Consider the following 22,649-nt stretch of genomic DNA (forward strand, 5'->3'; position numbering starts at 1 on the left):
TGTGCTACAATACAAATGAGGTGATGTGAATGAATTGGACAGTAGAAGAAGTAAGGCAGGCAGATGACGTCAAGGCGTTAGAACAGGCGGTCAACGCGAACGACAAGATCGACGTGAAAGTCGGGCATGAGTCGGTCGGACAGAACGATTATGCGGTATATGACGGGGAGACACTCGTTGGGTATCTCATGCTTTTCCCGTATCTCCCGAACGAGTATGAGGTGAATGCCCTCGTCCATCCGGAATACCGCAAGCAAGGTGTCTTCACGGCACTGCTTGAGACGGCGAAACAAGACGCGAAATTGAACGGTTGCGAAGCATTCACGTTCGTCATCGACCGAAATTCAGCGTCCGGGAAAGCAGTGCTCGAGCAACTTCAGGCGGCTTATCAGTTCTCAGAATACAACCTCGTCTTGAAAAAAGCGGAACTCTTCTTGAAACCGGACGAGGTATCGTTACGTGAGGCGACAGCAGACGACCGTCCGCTCATCATCGCGACGCTCAGCGAGGCGTTCGGTGACCCGGTCGATGTGACGGAAAACATCTATCAACAAATCGACACGCCGGACCGCGTGACGTATATCGGGGAAGTCGACGGCAAACCGATCGGCGTGATTCGCGCTCTTCTGACAGGGGATGACGCGGCAAGCATCCATGCGTTCGGGGTCAAAGCAGGCGAGCAAGGCAAAGGCTACGGCACAAAGATGTTGAAACAGATGGTTCAACAACTGTTCCGCATGGGTCGGACGAAAGTCGAGCTCGATGTCGAGACGGAAAACAAGGCGGCGCTCGAGATCTACAAACGCGCTGGTTTTGCGGAGAATGGTGGCTATGAGTTTTACATGATCGAATTATGAGGTGAACCACATGGTGAAAAATCTGAAATGGCTCGGCGCGGCGTTTGAAGCTTTTCTCGGGATTCCGCTTCTTGGCGGTCTCTTCATCATCGGGATGGGCTATTCGCCCCTCGGTTTCATGTTCGTGTACCACGTGATCGTGTTGATTCTTTCGTTCAGTCGACTGAATCGATTCTCTTACGGCGCGGCGGTCGGAATTGCGGCATCAATCCTCGGCTTTATCCCGTTTGTCGGCATGATGCTGCACTGGGCGGCTGCCATCACGCTCGCGATTGATGCGGCGACGACACCACGACGTGTGGCGCACGTCGAACGAGACGACGAAGCATTCTAACGAAACGTACTCCTTGACGGGGTACGTTTTTTCATTGACCAAACGTTCAACTGAAAACGCTATACATTCATTGGAAATTGGACGATATAAGGAGTGATGAACACAATGAGGAGGAACAAACAGTGAAAGTATTTAAAAACTTTACGACGCAACTGCTCGCGTGGATTTTGGTCACGTCCTTTATCACGGGCGGAGCGGTCGGCTACATTACCCTATTACTCTTGACGGAACTCGAGATGGATCAAGGTCAGGTCATGCTCGTCGGTACGGTCGTGGCATTACTCATCTCGTCACTCGGCGGGGGCGTCATTTACTTGATTGCCCGTCGTCCACTGAAAGCGGTCGAGATGGCTTCTGAAAAAGCTGTTGAAGTCGGGAACGGGGACTTGACGGTGCACTTCGCCGACGAAAAGACTACGGATCGTTCAGAGATGGGACGTTTGCTCTTGTCGATGGACAACATGGTCGAACATCTTCGGGAACAAGGCACGAACATGCGTTACACGGCGGACCAATTGACAGGGTCGGCACAGGAAATCGCAGCAGCGGTCCAAGAAGGGAACGTTGCAGGAGAAAACATTCGTTCTGCGATGGACTCCCTCAACAAGATGTTAGAAGACAACGTCAGTGCGACGTATAACTCGATGGACTTGCTCGGAGCGGTCGCGCGTACGATGGAGAGCATCCGCCAAGAGATGTCATCGGCGCTTGATTCAGCGAGTGAGATGCAACAGGAAGCGGAGAGCGGGAAAGGTCTTGCCTCGTCTTCCGTCAATGCGATGCATGCGATTGCCGGGAAAGTCGAACAGTCATCGACGCTCAACAGCCAGTTGACAGAAATGACAGGCGAAATATCACGGATCACGGATGTCATCAGTGACATCTCGGCACAGACGAACTTGCTTGCCTTGAACGCATCGATCGAAGCGGCACGTGCCGGTGAGCATGGGCGTGGATTCGCCGTCGTAGCGGCAGAAGTGAAAAAGCTCGCGGAACAAACAGCGAATTCGACTCAAGAAATCACGGATCTCATCGTAGACGTGAAACGTCTCGTTGGGGATACATCGTCTTCAATGGCGAACGTCAAAGCAGAAGTGGAGACAGGTGTCGGTTTAGTTGAAAAAGCAGGTGGTGCGTTCGCATCGATTCACAATTCAGCGAATGAAGTGTATAGTCATGTCCATTCGGTCGATTCACTCCTCGATGAGTCACGTGGTCAGATCGATTCGGTTGTGACGAACTCGGCAGGCATCGTTGGCATGGTCGAAGAGGCATCGCGCTATGCGAATGAAGTGACGTCAGCGGCGAGCCAGCAAGCGGCAAGTCTTGGTGAAGTGAACGGAGCGATGTCAGAGCTCGTTCGCGTCGCAGAGAGTTTGCAGAATGAGACGGAACAGATGAAGGTGGAAGTGTAAGAAGGTTGAAAGAACATCCTAAGAATATTAGGGTGTTTTTTATTTCCATTAAATATAAAAAAAGTAATTTAAAGTATAAAAATGCTTTATAATGATTTTATTACATATAGGGAGTTTCATCCGTGGCAAATCAATTGACGATTAGTAAATGAACGAGTTGTTAGATTGGGGTTATGAGAAAGCATTAACTGGATTACCAACAATGGATACTGCTTACGAACTAGCTGAAGAGTATACAAACTGGAGCAAGGAATTGATAAGTTAATTACAACACAACTTGCAAAGTGCGGAACAAGTGGGTTTTTGACAGGGTCAGGTGGATTGATTACTTTACCGGTTGCAGTTCCTGCTAATATTAGTTCGGTTTTGTTCATTCAAATGCGAATGATTGCATCAATTGCCATTATGAGAGGATACGATGTGAAAGATGATCAAGTGCGCACTTTTGTTTATGCTTCATTAACAGGAAAAGCCGCAACAGATATCTTAAAGTAAGCAGGTGTTCAAGTAGGACAAAAATTAGCAGTGAATATGATAAAAAAATTGCCTTTTGAAGTGATCAAAAAAATTAATAAAGCTGTTGATTTTAGATTGATGACGAAGTTTGGACAAAAGGGAGTCATTAATATGGGGAAAATGGTTCCGCTCATAGGAAGAGTGATTGGCGGGACATATGATGCGACAACCACAAAAATGATTGCTAACGCGGCTAAAGATATTTTTGTCGAGCTGACGCCGCGGCTTACGTAAAATAAATAATTTTTCATTATCTCCCTCTCGGTAAACGCTGAGAGGGATTTTAGGTCGCACACTACGAGGTAACGCAATACTAATTTTATGGTGAATGAAAGGATGAGAAATGTGGATGATTTAGGAAAACAGTTGAAACGTTGGACAGAAGGGACGGCCCTCTACATAGAAAAATGGATACGAGGAATGGATTCGATGCTAGGTCAAGCGTTGGCTGAGTGGATGGCTCAAGAAAAGCGAGTCATCGCGTTTCGGAGGCAAACCCGTGAGGTGGAGGACAAGCTAAGGAAGCACGATCTCGTTATTCAAGAACTCATTACTCGCTTATACCAACATGACGATACACAACGCTTAGATCAACAAGCTCGTTTTCAACAAACACTGCGTGAAAAAGTGAATCGAATTGAAACGTTACATCATGAACTTCAATTAAAAGAAGAAGTCGTTATGAAAAGTCACCTTGCGGTTCAGCAACTGTTGTTTAAAGTGGACGAGTCAAAGACAAGGGAAGCGCATCTTCAAGAAGAAGTAACAAAACAAAAAACAAAATTGCGACAATTTGTTGTGGAGAAACAACAACTGGAAGAGCAAATAAAAAAAATGACATCGCAACTTTATGACGATGATCTTCAAGCAAATGCGAAAGAACTCTTCAAGGCGCAGATTCATGAAGCGGAGACGAGAATTAAGGATATTGAAGCGCGAGAGCAGGCAATTCATGAACGGAATAAACACTACGAAGAAGAACTACAAAAAGTGCAGCATCAAAAAATGGAGCTTGATCAAAAAATCGCAAAAATGGAATTGGTACGTGAAAGCTTAGTTAGAGAGAAACAGCAATTGCTTGATGACGTCGCATCTCAAGAAAAACAGATTCGGCTATCCATCCAAGAGAGCGAACGGCTTCAAAAGCAACTACAAGCGAGTCGAAAAGAACAAGAAGCAGCCTATTCATTGTTTAGTGAAGAACTTGAAAAACGAACAGCGACAGAACTTGAAAAGGAAGAAATCAATCGCAAATATGACAAAATGATGGAACAGTGGGGTTCGGATAAGAAGAAGTATATGCAAAAAGAGACTCGTCTGGAAAAACGGCTCGGTCGTCGTATCAGTGGGAGTATTCCGAATATACTCGTTGAGCCAGAATTCGAAAAAGACTATTTGGAATTGTCCGAACAAGAGCAGACAGGTGTGGATGCAGCACTTTATGAACTTTCACTTGGATGGCATACCGGGAACGTGACATTTCGACCGAACAGTGTCAAAGGAAGAACGACAACGTACCTTGAATATGGATGGGGATCATCGCATCATGTGCCGGGACGGCTATATATAAAAAAAGAACAAACGGGATTCCGTGTATATCGCATTAGCCGGACAAAAGATGGAAATAATCGTTTAAGTCAATTGCGAGTGATTGAATGGCTAAAAAATCAATAAAAGTTGCAAAGAAGATTAAACATTCGAAACAACACTCCGATATAGAGTATGGAAACGATAAAACGTTCCAATAAATGCAAGGTGAGGGGCCGGCCTAAACCTTGTATGCTCGGACAAAAGGATTTGGAAGAGCAGAAAAACTTAAACCTATGGAGGGAATTTACAATGATTATCAACAATAACTTAAACGCTATGAACGCACATCGTAATATGACGTTCAACACTTCAAATGCTGGTAAAGCGATGGAGAAATTATCTTCAGGTCTTCGCATCAACCGTGCAGGTGATGATGCGGCTGGTCTTGCAATCTCTGAAAAAATGCGTGGACAAATTCGTGGTTTGGACCAAGCAACACGCAACTCACAAGATGGTATTTCAATGATTCAAACAGCCGAAGGTGCATTGAATGAGACACATTCAATCCTTCAACGTATGCGCGAACTTGCAGTACAAGGTGCCAACGATACTAACGTTACTCAAGACCGTGATGCGATCCAAGAAGAACTCACTGCTTTAAAGAGTGAAATTGATCGAATTGGAACTACAACGGAATTCAACAAACAGACTCTATTAAACGGTGGTCTTGGTGGAACTGTTGATCAAGATGCCACAACAACTACTGTACTTGCAGTTACGGGTGTAGCGAGTGCTTCAACTAATGGAGCAACAGCAGGTACTTATACAATTACTTCGGGTACTGCTGGTGAGTTGACTATGACTTTCGGTGGTAAAACTCAAACAATCGCCAACACTAACGGAGCGCAAGAGTTGAACTTCTCTGAATTCGGCATCTCAATTAAAACAAATGCAGGTTACACAGCTGATGATGCTGTAGGAGATGTTGTAGTTAACGCTGGATCAGTTACTTTCCAAATCGGAGCTAACGAAGATCAAAACTTAAGCCTTAACATTCGTAACATGAAGACGGATGGTGTCTTACAACTTTCTGCTGCTGGCCGAGTTGACGTCTCTTCACACGCGACAGCAAAAGCTTCAGTAACTAATATCGAAAGTGCACTTACTGAAGTTTCGAAAGAACGTTCGAAATTAGGTGCATACCAAAACCGTCTCGAGCACACTATCAATAACCTTAAAACATCTTCTGAAAACCTAACAGCGGCTGAATCACGCGTTCGTGACGTTGACATGGCGAAAGAAATGATGAACTTCACAAAGAACAACATCCTTAACCAAGCTTCGCAAGCAATGTTAGCTCAAGCAAATTCTGCACCGCAAGCGGTTCTTCAACTTCTTCGGTAAGATTTTACGGGCGTCTTATCTGGTAACGGATAAGAAGATAACTGGGTGAATTGCTGGAACTCCTTAGAGCCCTCCTTACGACAACGTGACTGGAAACGGTGAGCGTGAACGTTTTGAAAAAAGGAAGGGATTGGACAATCAGCAGCCAAGCATCTGTCAGGAAACTGTGATGAAGGTTCAACGACTAGGATGAACGACCTACCGACTAAATAGTCCATGGTTATGAGATCCGTACCTCGTAAACGGCGAGGGAAGTGCCCAGCCCCTATATTACAATAATGATTAGTAGTATATTGAAATTGTAAAAGGGTGAAGATATAGTCTAGGCCATATTGAAAAATATGGGTCCCAGCAAGCAAATCAACAGCCTCAGGCTGTACTTCAATTGCTCCGTTAATATAGCAATTGACTATTTAAAAGTTATACTAAAAACCGTGGAGCTTATGCTTCACGGTTTTTCACATCTTGCCACTTATAAACGACGGACCAATACGTTCGATTTAAGCGTCGGGCAATTTCTTTGTCGGTCACATCTTGTTGTTTCCATTCAAACAGTGACGTGACTTCGTCATGACTATAAGGTCTTGCAGGGATTGAGACGCGGATCGTATAGTCAGGGTGTGTTTGTTTGTAGTGATTCATCTCAGCGTCTAAACGGTTTTCCCATGACAACTTATACATAAAGTCTGGAAGTTCAGCTTGGTAAGGTTGAAGTAAATTTAAAATATCAAAGGTATCCGTCACTTTTGTCGTCTTTAAGTAATAACCAGTACCGCTCGGTGTACCTGATGTACGGACATTGATATTGTAGTGGTCTTTCATCCATTCAGCGAGCTGCTCTAATTGTTCTTTCGAAAAGGCTTGTAAGTAGAAAGCGATATGTGGTGTGAATTGAATTTCCTTCTTCTTATGGTTGAATCGTTTACTGAGAAGGAGAGAACCGTCGTCTAAATAAAGTGTCAGTATGCATGCTGGGTGATAAATATTTTTCAGTAATTCGAATGGGATGTGCTTTTTGTTGTTTGGGTAAAAGAGAGGAAAAAGTCTTGTCATGAGTGGGATAGATCGTGATACTAAATTATTTCCACGTAAATATAGTAAATTTGGAAGTTTTCGCTGTTTCCACTCTCGATAACTCAATTGACCTAAACTAAAATGTTCCCTGTAACTATTGGTAATTCTTCTATCATACGCATAACACTTTGTAATTTCCCCATCCCCCAAAATACTAGCGATCAAAATAGCGACTTGTTCTTCGGATAGTCCTTCCCAGTCCATGACGTGTCTCTCCTTCATCAATTTTTTTCCCTTTCTTAAATTATTCCCGATTTATTTGAATAGCCTGAGTCATTAATTTATCGGCTCAAATCCAATTTTTTATTGACATGTCGATAAGTAGAACGAGAGGATGATTTCTGATTGGAGAAACTATTAACAGAATTAGAAGTTGTATTTTTCGAACAAAAACGATTAGCAGAATTAGAAGATCTGCTTCGAACGATGCAATCGATTGCGTATGAAGCAATGAAGTGTGATGCGAAAAGAAGAGACCATTTACAAAAGCAATTTGAAGAGTTACAAACGCATGTGAAATTTCTTGAAGCTGAGAAACGATAACGAATTGATTAAACTACTATAAAAATCATGCTTTTTAACCGATAAAGTCCATGAGAATAATTATAAGAGGAGTAGACCCATATGAACCCGACCATTTCAGAAGTCCGGCTTCACCTACCTTCTTCCGTCTTGCCGTATGAACAAACGAAAAACGTGTTCGTCGAAGCGAACCAAGCGAAACTCGCTGACGAAGGCATCGTCATTCTTCCGACGCCTCAACACGTTACCAAGCTAGAGGCGGCCGTCGAGAAGGCGAATCAAATACTCGAACAACAGCGTACAGGCTTAAAATTTATGAAGCATGAAAAATTGAACGACTACTATATTCAAATCGTGGATACGAACAACGAAGTCATCCGCGAAATCCCAAGCAAGAAATCACTTGATTTCTTTGCGGCGTTCATGGAGTTTAATCAACTCTTCGATGAACGTGTATAAAGGAGGATTCTCATGACGACACCAATCCGATTTGGCGGACTCGCCAGTGGAATCGATACGGATACGATTATTAAGCAATTGATGTTGGCTGAACGTGCACCTGTCGATAAACTTGAACAAACAAAACAGACTACAGAATGGAAGCGTGATGCGTATCGTGAAATCAATCGTTCCCTCTTGACGCTACGAAACAGCGCAGTTGATTTGATGTTCAGTCGCAACTTCTATGCGAAGACGTCAAGTTCATCCGATGAATCACGTATCTCGGTTGTTGCAGGACCCTCAAGTGGAAATAGCGCCATACGCATCGATTCAGTCGAACGATTAGCAACTTCAGCATCTACTTTAATTGACACTGTCGATCGAAATAATCAGAAGTTAACAGCTGCAACAAAAATCTCAGATTTAAACGGACTAGTCGTTGGTCAGAAACGAGTTTATCAGGATACGGCTGGAGCTGAAATGACACTAGCTTCAGGTCTGGATTTTATGGATGCTAGTGTTGTATTAAAAGATCAAGCAGGTAATCAGTTGAACAAAGCAGACTTTGCGTATGATGCGACAACAGGAAAACTGACCGCTACGAATACAACCACATATGTGGATGGTGTCATTCCTAAAGGGATGGTGGCAGAGTATACACAAGGTACTGGTTATGAAATTGGTTTTAAATCGTCGACGACAGGTGCACATAAGACCATTCAACTTTCTGCTGAATCGACTGTACAAGATCTAATCAATCAATTGAATGGAAAAGACACGGGATTATCGGCTTTCTTCGAACCCGTCAGTGGAAAAATTTCGATTTCTACAAAAGAAACAGGGGAAGTTGCGACAATCGATTTTGATGCTGAAACGCGAATTGCATTGAATTTGAGTACAGCGCCGATTGGGACGGACGCAAAATTTAAAGTAAACGGTATTGAAGTGACACGTTCTTCCAATACAACTACTTTTGACAACATGACAATTACGCTGAAATCAGAGTTTAAAGAAGCATCAAACCCAACACCGGTAACCCTCTCAGCCGCCACCGACACCAAAAAAATCTTTGACAACATCAAAGGATTCGTCGATAAATACAATGAGACGGTTGATCTCATGAACAAGAAGACAAGAGAAGAACGCTTCCGTTCGTTCGCACCGCTCACACAGGCACAGCGTGATGAGTTGTCTGAAGATGAGATCAAGAAGTGGGAAGAGAAGGCGATGAGTGGGATGCTCCGAGGGGATACGATTCTTCGCGGGACGATGGATACGCTCCGTAGCAAATGGTCAGGCGCAACATCGAGCACAAACGATTTAGACATGTCTCGCTTGTTCCAAATCGGTCTCTCGACCGGTTCTGACTTCACGAATGGTGGAAAGATCGAGCTGAATGAAGAGAAGTTAAAAGCAGCCATCGAGAAAGACCCCGAGCAAGTGTATAAACTTTTTACTGACGAAAATACTGGATTACTTCCACAAATTCGTGATGCAGCTGCAGGTTCTCGCGAGACCATCACGCGAATTGCAGGAGTTGATGGTGCAGGAGCTCCATCTTACTCAATGGGACGTGAAATGACCCAAATTGATTCGCGAATCAGACGACTCAACGATTTACTCATCGATAAAGAAAACGCCTACTACCGTCGCTTCGCTGCGATGGAAACGGCGATGAACCAGGCGAACTCGCAAGCCGCTTCACTTCAACAGTTTTTAGGCGGAGGCATGTAAGAGGAGGAATTTAAATGGTAGCCAATCCATACGCAGCTTATCAAAACAACGCGGTCACGACCGCAAACCCACAGGAACTGACGCTTATGCTTTATGACGGGGCGCTCAAGTTCATGCGCCTCGCCAAGCTTGCGATCGACCAAGGCAACCCTGATTTGAAGAACATCAATATCCAAAAGACGCAAGCCATCTTCCAAGAGCTTCGTCTCACACTTAATAAAGATATCGCCATCTCAGCGAATTTGGATTCACTCTATGACTACATGTGGCGCCGCCTCGTCGATGCGAACGTCAAGAACGATACGACGATCCTCGACGAAGTACTCAACTTCACGACTGAACTCCGTGACACGTGGAAGGAAGCGATGAAACTCGCGAAGCAGTCATGAGACCGATTGATGAGATCATCTTAAAGACGCAACGTCTAAAAGAGTTGTTGGCGAAAGTTCCCGAAGAGCCAACGTATGACACATGGATGGAACAAATCCATGAGCTCTTGGACGACCGGGAACAGCTGCTTGCGGCACACGGTCCTGATCTGGAGAAAGCCGATCAGACGGTCCTCAGGCAACTCGTCGACGACAGTCAAAAGATTGCTCGTCTCATTGAAGCCGAACACCAGCGCCTCGGGATGACGCTCGGGACGGCCCGGATGGAACGGAAGACGGTCAAGTCCTACGTCGATCCATATGAAGACGTCGATTCTAACTTCTCCGGTTTATTCGACCAACAGACATAATAAAGCTCGAAGGCATGCGCCTTCGAGCTTTTGTGTTAAGAGGCTTTGACTTGTCGACGTATCCGGATGATGAAATACGAGACGGTAAACAAGATGAGACCACTTACCGTAAAGTTTAAGTAGAGACGCATGGTATCTTGAAGTGAAATGACCGGTGTAGACCCACCGAACCAGAGAAGTGGTAGGATTGTCACGTGCATAACGCTCCAATGAATGAAGATTTGTTTCTTGAACGACCACTGTTGGACTTCATAAATAACGCTTGTGAGCCCGAGGAAGAAGGCGACTCCTGCGTAGATAAACATTCCATGCACAGCCTCTGCATTCCCTGACCAACCTTGATAGAGAGCAAGTATCGCGAATGGCAACGACCAAATGAGACTCCGAAGTATTCCTTTTTTCAATAGTTGCATATGAATCTTCCTTTCATCGAATCGTTGTAAATGTATACGGCTGTGGAAAGGAAAAGTTTCATACAAAGGGTATAGATGAAATGACGTCTGTTTTCCGCTATAATCGGGTAAACATCAATGTAGCCGTTGCTTCTTTTCTGAAAAGAGGAGGGAAACGAGATGCGTGAGAAAGAGTCCAAGATATCGTCACGGAAGCGCCGTTATTTCGTCTATGGTCCAGAGGGAGCGTACGATGAATACGTGGAACGGGACCCAAAACTTGAAGCGTACGTCGAGGACGATACGCCGTTTGAGGATCGTCCTGACCCATACGAGGAAGAAGAGCTGAAATCAAGAGGATAAGTATACATGTCAAGGTCCGATTATGGACCTTGACTTTTATTTTACCTGGAACTTTTTCTTAATACGGTTCGGTTTGTCAATTCGTTATATTCGTCTTAACCACAACATCACTTGGATTAAGAAAAGGGAGAGATGAAGATGAACATGAAACGATTTGGCTTACTGGTGGCGGTACCGCTCGCACTACTTGTCGGTTGCGGGGAAGCAGACGAACTGAAGACGACGGCGACGAATACGGAAGAAGTGGTAGAGGCGGAAGCGAACGTACCAGAGGAGACGACTGTTGAAGAGACGGACGTCCAAGAAAGTGAACTCGGTACGAACAAGATCTACATGAAGAATAAGGCACTCACGATCACGGAGACGATGGGTCCGATTCAATTCGCCATCGACAAAGTACAGACGTCACGCCTCACGGTCGCAGAAGCTTATAGCGACTCATTCGATGGACAAGAAGAGGTGACGGTCGTCGCGATGAACATGTTGGTCGAGAACACGGTCGACGAGACGATGAGTTTCCATCCGGATCAGGCGACGCTCGTGACGAACACGGGGGAGCAAGTGTCTTCTCACTTATGGTTCTCGGATGACGTTGGTGGAGAATTTTTAGGAAAGGTGAAGAAAGAAGGGAACGTCCTCTTCTTCGTGAAAGCAAAACCAGAAGAGCTGACGGACTTGAAAGTCGTCATCGATGGACCATTCAACGAGAACTTCGACAAAGTTGCAGAAGACCGCTACGAATATACAATTAACGTGACAAAATAAGAGTAGGCGTGCCGAATAAAATCGGTACGCCTAGTCTCATGGTTGATTATTACTACACAATAAGCATAGTGGTTAGCATAGAGAATATAAGAAGGGATTCTCATATTTTGAGAGTTCCTTGTATCTTAATTTTTTCATTTTGTAAAATCTTAATTCTTAATGGGTACATATAAATCGACTTTAGATTTTCCGTCGGGATCTTCAGCTGGATTGTTCAAATTGAACTCCAAGGTATTTCTAGATTCGTCCACTGAATATTCGCGTTCTGGTAACCATTCTTCAAAAATATATTTATACGTCTCACTCAGTTTTTCTGGAGTATCGTAGAAATGGTGCATGATGTATTGACCACCTTCTAGCATTTTAAATTGTATCTCCCCGTGTCCTGTTTTATCAAAGTTTTTAGGAACTGTGACACAAGCATCATGTCTACATTCATGAGGATCAACATCGTTCGGATTATCTAATGAAATACCGATAAATTGACTTGATGGAGGGTAAAGGTTGTGTTCCGTCGCCCAATGTATTAATTTCCCCCAATGTTCTTGTGGTTCAAAATAGCTACCTGTACGTCTGATAAATGCAATTTCAGTCTCAGGCAATTGCTTTAAAGTCATATCCATTTTGTAACCCCCCATTAAAGTTGACTGATTCAATTGTCTTGATGTCCAAAAAAGTGCTTCATTGAAATAATATCTCGTTGAAGTGTTGCAACAGGAATTATTATTTACGCTGATGCGGCAATGGAATCGACAACACATCCCAGTCGCTCCCGGCGAATAGCTTCGACAGATAGACGATTTGTCCGACATGATACCCATAATGCGACACTTGGCGTTCGATCGCGTCAATCACGGAATGGGCTTCCCCTCGAATCATCACGTTCTTCCCTAAGTCATCTGGTGTCAAATCAGCTAAGACATTATCCAACAGTTGCCATCGCTCGTCCCATACTTTCATGAGTTCTTCACGGGACAGTTGCTGGTCCTCGAACTCGGCGTCGCGGTTGCGGTCCGGCTTTTCGCCATCCGTCGTCAAGAAATCGGTCCAACGCGACTTCATATTGTTCGCCATGTGCTGAATGATCAGAGCGAGGGAGAGCGTATCCGGTGCAAGTGTCTTATGCAGATCCTCGTCATTCACTTGGACGAGTGCGCGCTCGGCGAGTTGTTTCTGACTTTTGAAGGTGGCGCGGACGGTCTCGAGATATTGCGTTTCAAACATGAAAAGCTCCTCCTCTTCGTATGTATTTGCTTTGAATATACCCCATATCTATCCCACTAAAAATTAAATTAATGTTATAACAATTGAGATTCCAAGTGATGCATCCTGCGAGGCGTCACCGCATAGTCGACATGAGGGTATACTGGGTAGTCTATGTTGTGTAGATTTCTTATTCATCAATTGTGTCGATTGCGTTTGTCCGTGAGTGGATGAGCGCGATTTTTTGTATGCAAAAAGTGTGAGACACAAGGTCCCACACTTCTGATTAGGCGTGCTCCAACCGAAACTCTTCCCAATGATCGCGGGCCTGGTTCCGAATCCGCTCCGATACTTCCTTACTGTTGAGGAGAATCCCATACCAGCGACGCGCGTCCTCGTAGTAATCGAGCGCGGCCGACAAATCGGCAATCCGCAACATGAGCTGGTCGTAAGGTAAGCCGGTCCGAATCGGGTCCGTATACGCTTCTTGCACCTCATTGTATTTATCGAGCGTCCGCTGCATCCATTCCTTCTCAGACGCCGTATCCCCAATCAACCGATACATCCATACGATTCGCATCCCGAGCATGGCGACGACGGAAGGTTTCTGTCCGCTCAACTGGGCCGTCATGACGGCGAACTTATAGAGGAGGATGACGTGCTCATACGAGCGGTCACCTTTCAACACATCTGGATTCACTTGATTGAAGTAGTGCGTCTCGAGTGCTTCCCGGTTATGTTTGCGCACCTTGTCGAACGAGTCGTGGAAGACGAGGTGACAATGGTCACAGACGGTCGGTTCGTATAAATAAGGATTCGGTCCATCATACGTTGTGTAGCCATCCTTCTCAACTTCGAGTGGGCGGATGTGACGTGATAAGACGCGGTTCGTCTTACTTTCCTGTAAACAATACGGACATTTGACTTTCTTCAAAAATAAATGCTCTGCCATCTCGACACCTCACACATAGACGTTGACGAGCAGTCCGCGAATCTCACCGACCTGGTCGAGTAAGGAGAGGCGAGAGGCCTCACCTGAGATGACCTGATCCGTCAGAGCGAGGAGTTTTTGGTCGACTTGTTCGACGACCTTATAAATCTTCGCGCGGCCGCGGCGATTGAATCCGCGTTTGTCCTCGAGACGGAGTGCCGCGTCAACGGCCTCTTTCATAAAGTCTTTAATCATTTGTTTGTAGTCGGCGAGCGCCTCGACGGTCTGACTCTCGGCGAGCAGTTCTCCTTGTTCATGAATCGCGGCGATTTGACGCTGGAAGCGTTCGTATTCCCGGTCTTCGCGCTTTTGACCGATCACGTTTTGGAAGGAGACGCCGGGTTCGACTTCGGGGCGTTTCGCCTTACTTGAGCCGAGGAGCGATTGCGTCTCCATGATGCGACGAATGTCCATATGGGCAACCGTCCTTTCTTTAGGTTAGTTCAATAATTGTAACACGCCTTGCGGCAATGCGTTCGACTGGGCAATCATCGCCATGCCGGACTGATTCAAGATGTTTAGACGGGCGAAGTCCATCATTTCACGGGCCATATCGGCATCACGGATTCGTGATTCAGATGCCGTCAAGTTTTCTGAGCCGATGGCGACGACGCTGACGTTCGCCTCGAGTCGGTTTTGAATGGCCCCAAGTTTCGAACGTTCGAGTGACACTTTGTTGATGGCTGCATCGAATTTCGAGATGGCGTCTCCTGCGTCCGCCGGTGTCAATACGCTTAGCGCGTAGAATGTTCGATCAGGAGTTGCTCCATCATTGTCATCATCGACGGCAGGGAGTTCCCCGCCACCGGGTGTCGTCATCGTGATATCGAGTGCGTGCGCCCGCATATCTTGTACGTTTAAGATGACGGCTTCGTTGTTGCCGGCACCGATTTGGAAGAATAACGTATTATTGCCTTGCATGTATTCGCCATTCATAATTTTCTTTGAGTTGAATTCCGTCGTTTCGGCAATTCGTGTCACTTCGGCAGTCAACGCGTTAATTTCTTCCTGGACGGCTTTCGCGTCATCCTCGCTGAGCGTCCCGTTCGCTGCTTGGACGGACAGTTCGCGCATGCGCTGAAGAAGAGAATGAGTTTCGTTCATCCCACCTTCGAGCGTCTGCGTGAGCGAGATGCTGTCGAGCGTGTTGCGTTCTGCCATCGAGAGCGAGTCGAGGCGCATCCGCATTTTCTCTGAGATGGCGAGTCCTGCCGCATCATCAGATGCCTTGTTGATGCGAATCCCACTTGAGAGGCGATCCATCGTTTTTTTCATTGACGCTTGATTCAGGGAAAGAGATGTATACGCTTTTAATGCTTGGACGTTATTCGTAATTTTCATAGCGGTTTCCTCCAGTCGGGACAGATTGAGTCTTTGCACGCTCCATCGCTTCGCTCCACGTTTGATCGAGGTCGCTCGCGAGCGTATGTAGTTCGGCGATTTTTTTCTTATCTTGGTCGATGATTGCTTCGACGCTGGCGTTCGCCATGTAAAGATAGATTTCATCGAGTTGAGCCGCGATGATTCCGCCGCCGTCATGGAGTCCTTGGTGGAGCTTGACCAACAGCTCCCGGGCTTGGCGGAGGTGGCGGTTCCGTTCGGCGATCGTCGAGTCTTGGGCACGTTCATAGTGATAAACGAGTGCATGAAGCATCGCTTGCGTGAGTTCTTCTGGCCTCATCTCATATAATTGGGTTGGATTCATCTTTGTTCTCCTTTGATCGAATCAAGTTCCTCTATCAACAACAACACTTCTGCCATCACGTCATACAGTTGGGGCGGGATGGCATCCCCTAAGTCAAGGTCGAGCAAATGGCCAAGCAAGGAATGGTCGTTCTCGACCGCCACACCCCGGGCACGTGCTTCCTGTAAAATCTTTTCAGCGACGGCTCCGGTCCCGCGGGCGACGACGACGGGCGCTTTGTCCGTCGTTTCGTCATAGCGGACGACCGCGGCCGTCTTTCGTTTCGTCAAATCCATGCGTTGGTACATCGGGACCTCCTATATTCTAAAATCATAACCGGTCGTCGGTGCCGTCTTAGGCTCTTCGATGACACGCTCCGCCTTCGTGAGCGGCTTGAACTGGGTCGTCACACTCTTATATCCGATCGTCTCGAGCGTTTGTTCGATCTTCCCGAGAAGGGGACGGGCGAGTCGTTCGATCGTCGCGTCGTCATGTTCGAGCGTGAGTCGGAGGTTTCGGTCTTTCGCCTCGAGCTTGACGCCGATCTCTCCGAGGCGAGGGGTCTCCAAACGAATGTAGAGGACACTGTTCTCCCAGTCGACAACGTCCCCGGCCTCCTGGTTTTGGATATGAACATGGATTCCCGTGTCGATCTCTTGCACTTTTGCCGGGAGGGCGAACAAGAGCTGATGGAGCTGCCCCCCGTCGAGACGGTTGAGCGTCTGTTGGACTTGGAAGAACGAGGCGAGGCGTTGCGCCTCGGGGTTCGTCGTATCTCCACGTACCGATAAAGCTGATGTCGGCGTATTGGACGTCGCTTGGGCGAGCTGTGCCTGTGTCTGCACACGTTGCGCTACTTCCTGGATGTGTCGTCCAGATAATGTCGAATCGAGCTTGAGTGGCGCGACGGTCGGCATCTCGCCGGCACGTGTCGCCCCGTGCGGGATATATTCGATGCGTGTCTGGTTCGGCGCATAACGGAAATCATTCAGTGCCGCCCGGACCTCTTTGACGAGTGTCGCACTCTCTTGTGGTTTCGTCGCAAGCAACGACAACGCGACGTCGAGTTTGGCCGTCATGGCGACCAATTGCTTCTCTTGCGTCACGTCGGTATGAAGCAAGGCGTCCGTCTTTTGGACGAGTTGTGTCAGACGGGTCGAGACGGTCTCGAGGGCAGGGCGTGCCGCATGCGGGTTCGTCTCGATCAACGTAGCAACTTGTCCGAGTTGTTTCGTCACGGTCGCCTGCTCGTTTCGGAACGTGTTCGTGACGGTCGCTAGATGTGACGTCACTTCCTTCACCATCACTTGCTTCCCGTTGATTGGAGGAAGCGGCATCGCTTGGCGCGATTCAGATTCAATCGGACGCGATGATATCGGTGTCGTCGGCGTGAGGTCACGGATGACCCGGTCAATCGTTTCCGGTGTCGGCGTGAAGCGTTCACTCACGGGACGTGACAGATTGACGAGTTCGACATACCGCTCTTTTTGTGGGTAAGGAGCGTTCGGCGCCGGCGGTGTGATCTGTTGTTTCGCTTCGTTCAAAGAGAGGACGGCGATTTCTCGAGCCATCTCACGAGGAACGGTCGGAGTGTCGAGCGTCTTCAAATGTAGGATGACGTCCCGCATGTCCCCTTTGAACGCCGTCTCGAGAAGGCGTACCGTGTCTTCGTTCATCGGCAAGCGTCCGGATTGTAGCAGACGGCTGACCGCGCTTCGTACTTCAGGTGGAAGGGAAGCGAGGAGCGTCTGAATCTTCGCATCAAGCTTTGACGACGCGGACGCAGGTGGTGCGGATTCAAGTGTCTCTTCCTTTGGAGGAACGACGGTCGCCATCAAGACGCCGTCCTGTTCGGCGAGCGTCACTTGGAACGGGTTCGTTTTCGGAAGCCCATCTTTAAATGTGACCTCGACTTCTTCACCGTTGATCTTGACAATTGCGGAGTCGGGTCCTGTTTGTTTGACGAGTTCGGCCTTGTACGTCCGGTTCGTCTGGATGCCTGGTAAGACCGAACTGACGGCGGTCGCTTGGGCTTGAATTTGCATGTTTGTCACCTCGACCATAATATCGACCTCTTTTTAAAAAAATGAAGCGATACAATAGAAAAAAACCTTCCGTCTTTTCGACGGAAGGCGTGTCAGGACTCGAGCACGGGGCTCGCGTTCAATTGTTGGAACCGGGCGACAAGTTCACCTGTCGCTTTGAGCTGGTTCCGGAGGACGTACGGTGTTGCGTTCGTTTGGATTTGATGTCCATCAGTCGTGAGGACAAGCCCGTTCGGCTCACCCTCAATGTTCAGTATGTCTCGAATATGGGACCAGGCATACCATTCACAATCGTCTCGTTTTGGAGACTTCGTCGGGAAGAAGACGAGTCCAGTTGTCGGTTCAATCACGACAGGGACTTTCCCTTTTACGCCGGCGACGCGTTTGGCGATGAAGATTCTTTCCTCGATCGAGCTGTTGTACTGGCGGCAAGAAAGTTGCAACAACTGGTACGGCCGGAGCGGGGTTGAAATCTCGGTGCCATCCTCGAGAATGATCCGTGACTGCTTCATGATGTCAAAGCAAGGGAGAATCGCCACGGTTCGCTTTGTGATGCGATATTTTTCCTCAGAATAGTAGGAGCGCATACGCTGCACCATCCTCCTCGTATTAGATTTTCAGGATCGGCTAAAGACAAACGGCACAAACCTAAATCATCCCTTCAATGATATATCACAAAAAATGTAAATTCAACAAGACAATATGAAAAGTAGGGAAATATAATTCCAATGAAAGCCAAATGACGAAACGTTTACAAATATTTGAGAAAGTATTTGTCACGTTTACAAGAAGGTGGTAAGATTAGCCGTAGAGGACAATCCTCTGTATTCTCCAATGGTGAAAGGAATGGATTTACACATGGTAGGTAAAGTAAAATGGTTTAACTCAGAAAAAGGTTTTGGATTCATCGAAGTTGAAGGCGGCAAAGACGTGTTCGTACACTTCTCAGCAATCCAATCTGAAGGCTACAAATCACTTGACGAAGGTCAAGATGTAGAGTTTGAAATCGTTGATGGCGAGCGTGGCCCACAAGCGGCTAACGTTGTAAAATTATAATTTCAAACCGCGAAGCCGGCTCCCTTGGGAGTCGGCTTTTTATTTTGTCTACATAATAAAAAAAGGCGTTTAAAAATGAGTGGAATGGGTATTTTCTTTCTATACCTTTCGCTCGTTCTAGGAAATGTTGAATTCGGAACAAAATTGTCATTATTTTCTGATGATAACGTTTTCAATCGTAGCGTTTTCGGGGTATAATATGAGTGAGCCACCTGGTTCCCCTTTCTTTTTTAAGAAATGAAGCAGGAGATTCCGTCTCGTTCGACGAATCATTGGTTCAAGCGGTTATTTCTAAGGAGGAGTTCAGATGATTTATAACATTCGCGGCGAAAACATTGAGGTCACACCAGCAATCAAAGACTATGTCGAGAAAAAGCTGGAGAAGTTGACTCGGTATTTCACAACTCCTACGGATGCACAGACGGCTTACGTCAACTTGAAAGTGTATAACGAGAAACAAAAAGTGGAAGTGACGATCCCGATGCCGAACTTGTTGCTCCGTGCTGAGGACATCAACCTCGACATGTATGCGGCAATTGACCTCGTCGTCGATAAATTGGAACGTCAAATCCGTAAACACAAAACGAAACTCAACCGTAAAGGACGCGGGAAAGAAGGTGGCGTCGGCGAGTACTTCAAGTCTTTAGAAGGACCTGATGATACACCGGCCGTCTACGATGAGGACGAGGCAGAACTCGAACTCGTGCGGACGAAACGCTTCACGTTGAAACCGATGGACACGGAAGAGGCGATTCTTCAAATGGATATGCTCGGTCACAGCTTCTTCGTCTTCTCTGACGCAGAAACGGGCAACACGAACGTCGTCTACCGTCGTAAAGATGGGAAGTACGGCTTGATCGAACCTGAATAATATACATGACACTACACGACCTCCCGGCTTCGGGGGGTCGTTTCCTTTTGCCTTTCCTTGAAAGGTGGCACCACTTCGGTTAAACTGTACATTAGGGAAAAAACATGCATTTTTTAGTGAGTGCAGAGGAGATATGAGTATGGCGAACTTTTTGAAAGAGTTATTTGCTCCACAGAAACGAATGTTGAAAAAAGCAGAGAAAGCGGCCGACTTGATCGAGTCGTTCGCCGAACCAATCAAAGCATTGTCCGACGAACAGCTTCAGGCGAAGACGGAAGAGTTCCGGGAACGTCTGGCGAAAGGCGAGACACTTGACGACCTCTTGCCGGAGGCGTTCGCGGTCTGTCGTGAGGCATCGGAGCGTGTGCTCGGGATGCGTCATTACCGTGTCCAGCTCATCGGGGGCTATGTGCTCCATAACGGCGACATCGCCGAAATGAAAACCGGTGAAGGGAAGACGCTCGTCGCGACACTTCCTGTCTACTTGAACGCGCTCACTGGCCGTGGCGTACACGTCGTAACGGTCAACGAATATTTGGCGAAACGAGATAAAGAACTCATGGAGCCGCTCTACTTCGCACTCGGTCTCTCGGTCGGCCTCAACGTGTCGAACATGGACCGTGTCGAGAAACAGGCGGCCTACAACTGTGATATCACGTACTCGACGAACAACGAGCTCGGGTTCGACTACCTCCGTGACAACATGGTCCTTTATAAGGAAGACCGTGTTCAACGCGAGCTCTACTACACGATCGTCGATGAAGTCGACTCGATCCTCGTCGATGAGGCGCGTACTCCGCTCATCATCTCAGGATCGGCTCAAAAGTCGACTGAACTCTACACACGCGCGGATGCGTTCGTCCGTACGTTGAAAGAAGGAGACGATTATACGGTCGACGTGAAGACGAAATCGGTCCTCTTGACGGACCAAGGGGTCGACCTCGCCGAGAAGTTCTTCGGCATCGACAACCTGTTCGCAATCGAGCACGTCGCCGTCAACCACCACGTCGGGCTCGCCCTTCGTGCGAACGCGGTCATGCATCACGATATCGACTATATGGTACGTGAGGGGCAAGTCATGATCATCGACCAATTCACGGGTCGTGTCATGGACGGACGCCGCTACTCGGAAGGTCTTCACCAGGCGATCGAGGCGAAAGAAGGCGTCGAGATTCAACGCGAATCGATGACGCTCGCGACAATCACGTATCAGAACTACTTCCGGATGTACGAGAAGCTTGCCGGGATGACCGGTACGGCGAAGACAGAGGAAGAAGAGTTCCGTAACATCTACAACATGCAGGTCGTGACGATTCCGACGAACAAACCGATCCTTCGCGATGACAAGGCAGACCTCATCTTCAAATCGATGGAAGGCAAGTTCAAAGCCGTCGTCGAAGAAATTTCGGCAGTCCACGCAACGGGACAACCGATCCTCGTCGGTACGGTCGCCGTCGAGACGTCTGAATACTTGAGCAAACTCTTGACGAAGAAGAAGATTCGTCACGATGTCTTGAACGCGAAGAACCACGCCCGTGAGGCGGAAATCATCGAGAATGCCGGTCAAAAAGGTTCCGTCACGATTGCGACGAACATGGCCGGTCGTGGTACCGACATCAAGCTCGGAGAAGGTGTCATCGACCTCGGTGGTCTTTACATCATCGGGACAGAGCGTCACGAGTCACGCCGAATCGATAACCAGCTCCGTGGTCGTGCGGGTCGTCAAGGGGACCCGGGTAAATCCCAGTTCTACTTGTCACTCGAAGACGAGCTCATGCGTCGCTTCGGAACGGATAGCCTCCAAAGCATGATGGAGCGTCTCGGGATGGATGACACGCAACCGATTGAGAGCCGCATGGTCTCGAAAGCGGTCGAGTCAGCGCAAAAACGTGTCGAAGGAAACAACTACGATGCGCGGAAGCAGCTTCTCGGTTACGACAACGTCATGGCCGACCAACGGAAGGTCATGTATAAGGACCGCTCGAGCATCCTCGAGAACGAGTCGGTCACGGATATCGTCCGTTCGATGATGGCGCAGACGGTCGAACTCGGTGTCGGACAATACACGCCGATCGAACTCGTACCGGAAGAATGGAACATCGACGAGCTCGCGCACTGGGCCAACCAGACGCTCGCGCTCGAGAAGACGGTCGAAGGCAAAGACTTCTTCGGCAAAGAACGTGAAGAAATCATCGAACTTCTCATGGAGCGCGTGAACGAGCAGTATGAGGCGAAACGAGAACTCGCGCCGCCGGAACGCTTCAACGAGTTCGAGAAGATCATCGTACTCCGTGCCGTCGACTCGCACTGGATGGCTCATATCGACCATATGGACCAGTTGCGTCAAGGGATTCATCTCCGCGCTTACGGACAGAACGATCCGCTTCGTGAGTACCAAGCGGAAGGGATCAACATGTTCGACGCGATGAATGCGGCAATCGCAGAAGAAGTGACAGGCTTCGTCCTTCGTGCCGAAGTCGGGGACAACCTCCGCCGCGAGAAAGTCGTCGAAGAGGAAGTCGCCGTATCAGGCAAGAGCGATGCACCTGTCAAGAAGAAGCCGGTCCGTCGTTCGAAAGAAGACAGCATCGGCCGGAACGACCCGTGCTGGTGCGGTTCTGGCAAGAAGTTCAAAAACTGTCACGGTAGACAAAAGGCTTAATTATTGAAGAGGCGGGTCCGCTCGCCTCTTTCCTACGGAAAGGTGAATCAC

28 protein-coding genes are annotated in these 22,649 nt (G+C 47.7%); 17 read left to right on the forward strand and 11 right to left on the reverse strand.

The features are described 5' to 3' along the window. The first annotated feature begins 29 nt into the window (after nucleotides 1-29). The 7 genes from KNO61_RS00340 to KNO61_RS00370 all read left to right on the forward strand — a co-directional run bounded on the left by KNO61_RS00340 (nucleotide 30) and on the right by KNO61_RS00370 (nucleotide 6,056). A complete protein-coding gene (locus tag KNO61_RS00340) occupies nucleotides 30-857 on the forward strand; it encodes a GNAT family N-acetyltransferase (protein WP_214872459.1) in 828 nt (275 codons plus the stop codon). Nucleotides 858-867: 10 nt separating this feature from the next. Then, nucleotides 868-1,191 (forward strand): hypothetical protein, encoded by a 324-nt coding sequence (locus tag KNO61_RS00345; protein ID WP_031422817.1) that lies wholly within the window; start codon nucleotides 868-870, stop codon nucleotides 1,189-1,191. Between the two features lie 122 nt (nucleotides 1,192-1,313). Beyond that, nucleotides 1,314-2,606 (forward strand): methyl-accepting chemotaxis protein, encoded by a 1,293-nt coding sequence (locus tag KNO61_RS00350; protein WP_214872460.1) that lies wholly within the window; start codon nucleotides 1,314-1,316, stop codon nucleotides 2,604-2,606. A 264-nt stretch (nucleotides 2,607-2,870) separates the two neighbouring features. After that, nucleotides 2,871-3,101, forward strand: a complete 231-nt coding sequence (locus KNO61_RS00355) for a hypothetical protein (RefSeq protein WP_270810979.1) — start codon at nucleotides 2,871-2,873, stop codon at nucleotides 3,099-3,101. A gap of 30 nt (nucleotides 3,102-3,131) precedes the next feature. Then, entirely contained in the window at nucleotides 3,132-3,356 is a 225-nt protein-coding gene (locus KNO61_RS00360) for a hypothetical protein (RefSeq protein WP_214872461.1), read from the forward strand. A 111-nt stretch (nucleotides 3,357-3,467) separates the two neighbouring features. Continuing rightward, on the forward strand, nucleotides 3,468-4,796 hold the full coding sequence (locus KNO61_RS00365; RefSeq protein ID WP_214872462.1) for a coiled-coil domain-containing protein: 1,329 nt from the start codon (nucleotides 3,468-3,470) through the stop codon (nucleotides 4,794-4,796). Between the two features lie 165 nt (nucleotides 4,797-4,961). Further along, the gene (locus KNO61_RS00370) at nucleotides 4,962-6,056 is read left to right on the forward strand and encodes a flagellin N-terminal helical domain-containing protein (RefSeq protein ID WP_214872463.1); all 1,095 of its coding nucleotides are present in this window, start codon (nucleotides 4,962-4,964) and stop codon (nucleotides 6,054-6,056) included. A 441-nt stretch (nucleotides 6,057-6,497) separates the two neighbouring features. On the opposite strand, the gene KNO61_RS00375 is transcribed toward KNO61_RS00370, so the two are convergent. Further along, the gene (locus KNO61_RS00375; protein ID WP_214872465.1) at nucleotides 6,498-7,334 is read right to left on the reverse strand and encodes an endonuclease; all 837 of its coding nucleotides are present in this window, start codon (nucleotides 7,332-7,334) and stop codon (nucleotides 6,498-6,500) included. 141 nt (nucleotides 7,335-7,475) lie between these two features. On the opposite strand from KNO61_RS00375, the gene KNO61_RS00380 reads away from it, so the two are divergent. The 5 genes from KNO61_RS00380 to fliT all read left to right on the forward strand — a co-directional run bounded on the left by KNO61_RS00380 (nucleotide 7,476) and on the right by fliT (nucleotide 10,566). Next, on the forward strand, nucleotides 7,476-7,673 hold the full coding sequence (locus KNO61_RS00380; protein ID WP_214872466.1) for a hypothetical protein: 198 nt from the start codon (nucleotides 7,476-7,478) through the stop codon (nucleotides 7,671-7,673). 81 nt (nucleotides 7,674-7,754) lie between these two features. Continuing rightward, complete coding sequence (locus KNO61_RS00385; RefSeq protein WP_031422820.1) at nucleotides 7,755-8,111, forward strand: flagellar protein FlaG; 357 nt, start codon at nucleotides 7,755-7,757, stop codon at nucleotides 8,109-8,111. Between the two features lie 12 nt (nucleotides 8,112-8,123). Then, the gene (fliD, locus tag KNO61_RS00390) at nucleotides 8,124-9,827 is read left to right on the forward strand and encodes a flagellar filament capping protein FliD (RefSeq protein WP_214872467.1); all 1,704 of its coding nucleotides are present in this window, start codon (nucleotides 8,124-8,126) and stop codon (nucleotides 9,825-9,827) included. Between the two features lie 14 nt (nucleotides 9,828-9,841). After that, a complete protein-coding gene (gene fliS / locus KNO61_RS00395; RefSeq protein WP_214872468.1) occupies nucleotides 9,842-10,216 on the forward strand; it encodes a flagellar export chaperone FliS in 375 nt (124 codons plus the stop codon). Next, nucleotides 10,213-10,566, forward strand: coding sequence for a flagellar protein FliT (fliT, locus tag KNO61_RS00400; RefSeq protein ID WP_012726960.1), 354 nt, complete (start codon nucleotides 10,213-10,215; stop codon nucleotides 10,564-10,566). Before fliS ends, fliT begins: the two co-directional genes overlap by 4 nt. Nucleotides 10,567-10,601: 35 nt before the next feature. On the opposite strand, the gene KNO61_RS00405 is transcribed toward fliT, so the two are convergent. After that, a complete protein-coding gene (locus tag KNO61_RS00405; RefSeq protein WP_214872469.1) occupies nucleotides 10,602-10,979 on the reverse strand; it encodes a DUF3021 family protein in 378 nt (125 codons plus the stop codon). A gap of 159 nt (nucleotides 10,980-11,138) precedes the next feature. Between KNO61_RS00405 and KNO61_RS00410 the strand changes: the two genes are divergently transcribed. Both KNO61_RS00410 and KNO61_RS00415 read left to right on the forward strand, forming a co-directional pair. Beyond that, on the forward strand, nucleotides 11,139-11,321 hold the full coding sequence (locus KNO61_RS00410) for a hypothetical protein (protein WP_214690645.1): 183 nt from the start codon (nucleotides 11,139-11,141) through the stop codon (nucleotides 11,319-11,321). A 138-nt stretch (nucleotides 11,322-11,459) separates the two neighbouring features. Further along, nucleotides 11,460-12,086, forward strand: coding sequence for a hypothetical protein (locus KNO61_RS00415; protein ID WP_214872470.1), 627 nt, complete (start codon nucleotides 11,460-11,462; stop codon nucleotides 12,084-12,086). A 149-nt stretch (nucleotides 12,087-12,235) separates the two neighbouring features. On the opposite strand, the gene KNO61_RS00420 is transcribed toward KNO61_RS00415, so the two are convergent. The 9 genes from KNO61_RS00420 to KNO61_RS00460 form a co-directional block, all read right to left on the reverse strand. Then, nucleotides 12,236-12,709: an AraC family transcriptional regulator gene (locus KNO61_RS00420; protein ID WP_214872472.1), complete on the reverse strand. Its 474-nt coding sequence runs from the start codon at nucleotides 12,707-12,709 to the stop codon at nucleotides 12,236-12,238. A 100-nt stretch (nucleotides 12,710-12,809) separates the two neighbouring features. Continuing rightward, complete coding sequence (locus KNO61_RS00425; RefSeq protein ID WP_214872473.1) at nucleotides 12,810-13,310, reverse strand: DUF1572 family protein; 501 nt, start codon at nucleotides 13,308-13,310, stop codon at nucleotides 12,810-12,812. 265 nt (nucleotides 13,311-13,575) lie between these two features. Then, the gene (locus KNO61_RS00430) at nucleotides 13,576-14,241 is read right to left on the reverse strand and encodes a DUF2225 domain-containing protein (RefSeq protein ID WP_214872474.1); all 666 of its coding nucleotides are present in this window, start codon (nucleotides 14,239-14,241) and stop codon (nucleotides 13,576-13,578) included. A 9-nt stretch (nucleotides 14,242-14,250) separates the two neighbouring features. Continuing rightward, nucleotides 14,251-14,694 (reverse strand): YaaR family protein, encoded by a 444-nt coding sequence (locus KNO61_RS00435; protein ID WP_012726952.1) that lies wholly within the window; start codon nucleotides 14,692-14,694, stop codon nucleotides 14,251-14,253. Nucleotides 14,695-14,718: 24 nt separating this feature from the next. Continuing rightward, the gene (locus tag KNO61_RS00440; RefSeq protein WP_214872475.1) at nucleotides 14,719-15,621 is read right to left on the reverse strand and encodes a flagellin N-terminal helical domain-containing protein; all 903 of its coding nucleotides are present in this window, start codon (nucleotides 15,619-15,621) and stop codon (nucleotides 14,719-14,721) included. Then, the gene (locus KNO61_RS00445; RefSeq protein WP_214872476.1) at nucleotides 15,605-15,985 is read right to left on the reverse strand and encodes a flagellar protein FliS; all 381 of its coding nucleotides are present in this window, start codon (nucleotides 15,983-15,985) and stop codon (nucleotides 15,605-15,607) included. Before KNO61_RS00445 ends, KNO61_RS00440 begins: the two co-directional genes overlap by 17 nt. Further along, nucleotides 15,982-16,272, reverse strand: a complete 291-nt coding sequence (locus tag KNO61_RS00450) for an EscU/YscU/HrcU family type III secretion system export apparatus switch protein (RefSeq protein WP_012726949.1) — start codon at nucleotides 16,270-16,272, stop codon at nucleotides 15,982-15,984. Before KNO61_RS00450 ends, KNO61_RS00445 begins: the two co-directional genes overlap by 4 nt. Before the next feature lie 9 nt (nucleotides 16,273-16,281). Further along, entirely contained in the window at nucleotides 16,282-18,027 is a 1,746-nt protein-coding gene (locus KNO61_RS00455; RefSeq protein ID WP_214872477.1) for a hypothetical protein, read from the reverse strand. A 74-nt stretch (nucleotides 18,028-18,101) separates the two neighbouring features. Further along, nucleotides 18,102-18,596, reverse strand: a complete 495-nt coding sequence (locus KNO61_RS00460) for a competence protein ComK (RefSeq protein WP_031422844.1) — start codon at nucleotides 18,594-18,596, stop codon at nucleotides 18,102-18,104. 271 nt (nucleotides 18,597-18,867) lie between these two features. Between KNO61_RS00460 and cspD the strand changes: the two genes are divergently transcribed. The 3 genes from cspD (at nucleotide 18,868) to secA (ending at nucleotide 22,598) form a co-directional block, all read left to right on the forward strand. Next, nucleotides 18,868-19,065, forward strand: coding sequence for a cold-shock protein CspD (gene cspD / locus KNO61_RS00465; RefSeq protein WP_012726946.1), 198 nt, complete (start codon nucleotides 18,868-18,870; stop codon nucleotides 19,063-19,065). A gap of 307 nt (nucleotides 19,066-19,372) precedes the next feature. Further along, the gene (gene hpf, locus KNO61_RS00470) at nucleotides 19,373-19,936 is read left to right on the forward strand and encodes a ribosome hibernation-promoting factor, HPF/YfiA family (protein WP_012726945.1); all 564 of its coding nucleotides are present in this window, start codon (nucleotides 19,373-19,375) and stop codon (nucleotides 19,934-19,936) included. Between the two features lie 139 nt (nucleotides 19,937-20,075). Further along, nucleotides 20,076-22,598: a preprotein translocase subunit SecA gene (gene secA / locus KNO61_RS00475; RefSeq protein ID WP_214814137.1), complete on the forward strand. Its 2,523-nt coding sequence runs from the start codon at nucleotides 20,076-20,078 to the stop codon at nucleotides 22,596-22,598. Nucleotides 22,599-22,649 lie beyond the last annotated feature (51 nt).

Source organism: Exiguobacterium sp. s140 (assembly GCF_018617035.1).
Lineage (GTDB): Bacteria > Bacillota > Bacilli > Exiguobacteriales > Exiguobacteriaceae > Exiguobacterium > Exiguobacterium profundum.

What these genes read in the sequence shown, in the direction of transcription:
- KNO61_RS00340 (WP_214872459.1), top strand. Translation starts at nt 30, where the DNA reads ATGAATTGGACAGTAGAAGAAGTAAGGCAGGCAGATGACGTCAAGGCG.
- KNO61_RS00345 (WP_031422817.1), top strand. Translation starts at nt 868, where the DNA reads ATGGTGAAAAATCTGAAATGGCTCGGCGCGGCGTTTGAAGCTTTTCTC.
- KNO61_RS00370 (WP_214872463.1), top strand. Translation starts at nt 4,962, where the DNA reads ATGATTATCAACAATAACTTAAACGCTATGAACGCACATCGTAATATG.
- KNO61_RS00375 (WP_214872465.1), bottom strand. Translation starts at nt 7,334, where the DNA reads ATGGACTGGGAAGGACTATCCGAAGAACAAGTCGCTATTTTGATCGCT.
- KNO61_RS00385 (WP_031422820.1), top strand. Translation starts at nt 7,755, where the DNA reads ATGAACCCGACCATTTCAGAAGTCCGGCTTCACCTACCTTCTTCCGTC.
- fliD (WP_214872467.1), top strand. Translation starts at nt 8,124, where the DNA reads ATGACGACACCAATCCGATTTGGCGGACTCGCCAGTGGAATCGATACG.
- fliS (WP_214872468.1), top strand. Translation starts at nt 9,842, where the DNA reads ATGGTAGCCAATCCATACGCAGCTTATCAAAACAACGCGGTCACGACC.
- fliT (WP_012726960.1), top strand. Translation starts at nt 10,213, where the DNA reads ATGAGACCGATTGATGAGATCATCTTAAAGACGCAACGTCTAAAAGAG.
- KNO61_RS00405 (WP_214872469.1), bottom strand. Translation starts at nt 10,979, where the DNA reads ATGCAACTATTGAAAAAAGGAATACTTCGGAGTCTCATTTGGTCGTTG.
- KNO61_RS00410 (WP_214690645.1), top strand. Translation starts at nt 11,139, where the DNA reads ATGCGTGAGAAAGAGTCCAAGATATCGTCACGGAAGCGCCGTTATTTC.
- KNO61_RS00415 (WP_214872470.1), top strand. Translation starts at nt 11,460, where the DNA reads ATGAACATGAAACGATTTGGCTTACTGGTGGCGGTACCGCTCGCACTA.
- KNO61_RS00420 (WP_214872472.1), bottom strand. Translation starts at nt 12,709, where the DNA reads ATGGATATGACTTTAAAGCAATTGCCTGAGACTGAAATTGCATTTATC.
- KNO61_RS00425 (WP_214872473.1), bottom strand. Translation starts at nt 13,310, where the DNA reads ATGTTTGAAACGCAATATCTCGAGACCGTCCGCGCCACCTTCAAAAGT.
- KNO61_RS00430 (WP_214872474.1), bottom strand. Translation starts at nt 14,241, where the DNA reads ATGGCAGAGCATTTATTTTTGAAGAAAGTCAAATGTCCGTATTGTTTA.
- KNO61_RS00435 (WP_012726952.1), bottom strand. Translation starts at nt 14,694, where the DNA reads ATGGACATTCGTCGCATCATGGAGACGCAATCGCTCCTCGGCTCAAGT.
- KNO61_RS00440 (WP_214872475.1), bottom strand. Translation starts at nt 15,621, where the DNA reads ATGAAAATTACGAATAACGTCCAAGCATTAAAAGCGTATACATCTCTT.
- KNO61_RS00445 (WP_214872476.1), bottom strand. Translation starts at nt 15,985, where the DNA reads ATGAATCCAACCCAATTATATGAGATGAGGCCAGAAGAACTCACGCAA.
- KNO61_RS00450 (WP_012726949.1), bottom strand. Translation starts at nt 16,272, where the DNA reads ATGTACCAACGCATGGATTTGACGAAACGAAAGACGGCCGCGGTCGTC.
- KNO61_RS00455 (WP_214872477.1), bottom strand. Translation starts at nt 18,027, where the DNA reads ATGGTCGAGGTGACAAACATGCAAATTCAAGCCCAAGCGACCGCCGTC.
- KNO61_RS00460 (WP_031422844.1), bottom strand. Translation starts at nt 18,596, where the DNA reads ATGCGCTCCTACTATTCTGAGGAAAAATATCGCATCACAAAGCGAACC.
- cspD (WP_012726946.1), top strand. Translation starts at nt 18,868, where the DNA reads ATGGTAGGTAAAGTAAAATGGTTTAACTCAGAAAAAGGTTTTGGATTC.
- hpf (WP_012726945.1), top strand. Translation starts at nt 19,373, where the DNA reads ATGATTTATAACATTCGCGGCGAAAACATTGAGGTCACACCAGCAATC.
- secA (WP_214814137.1), top strand. Translation starts at nt 20,076, where the DNA reads ATGGCGAACTTTTTGAAAGAGTTATTTGCTCCACAGAAACGAATGTTG.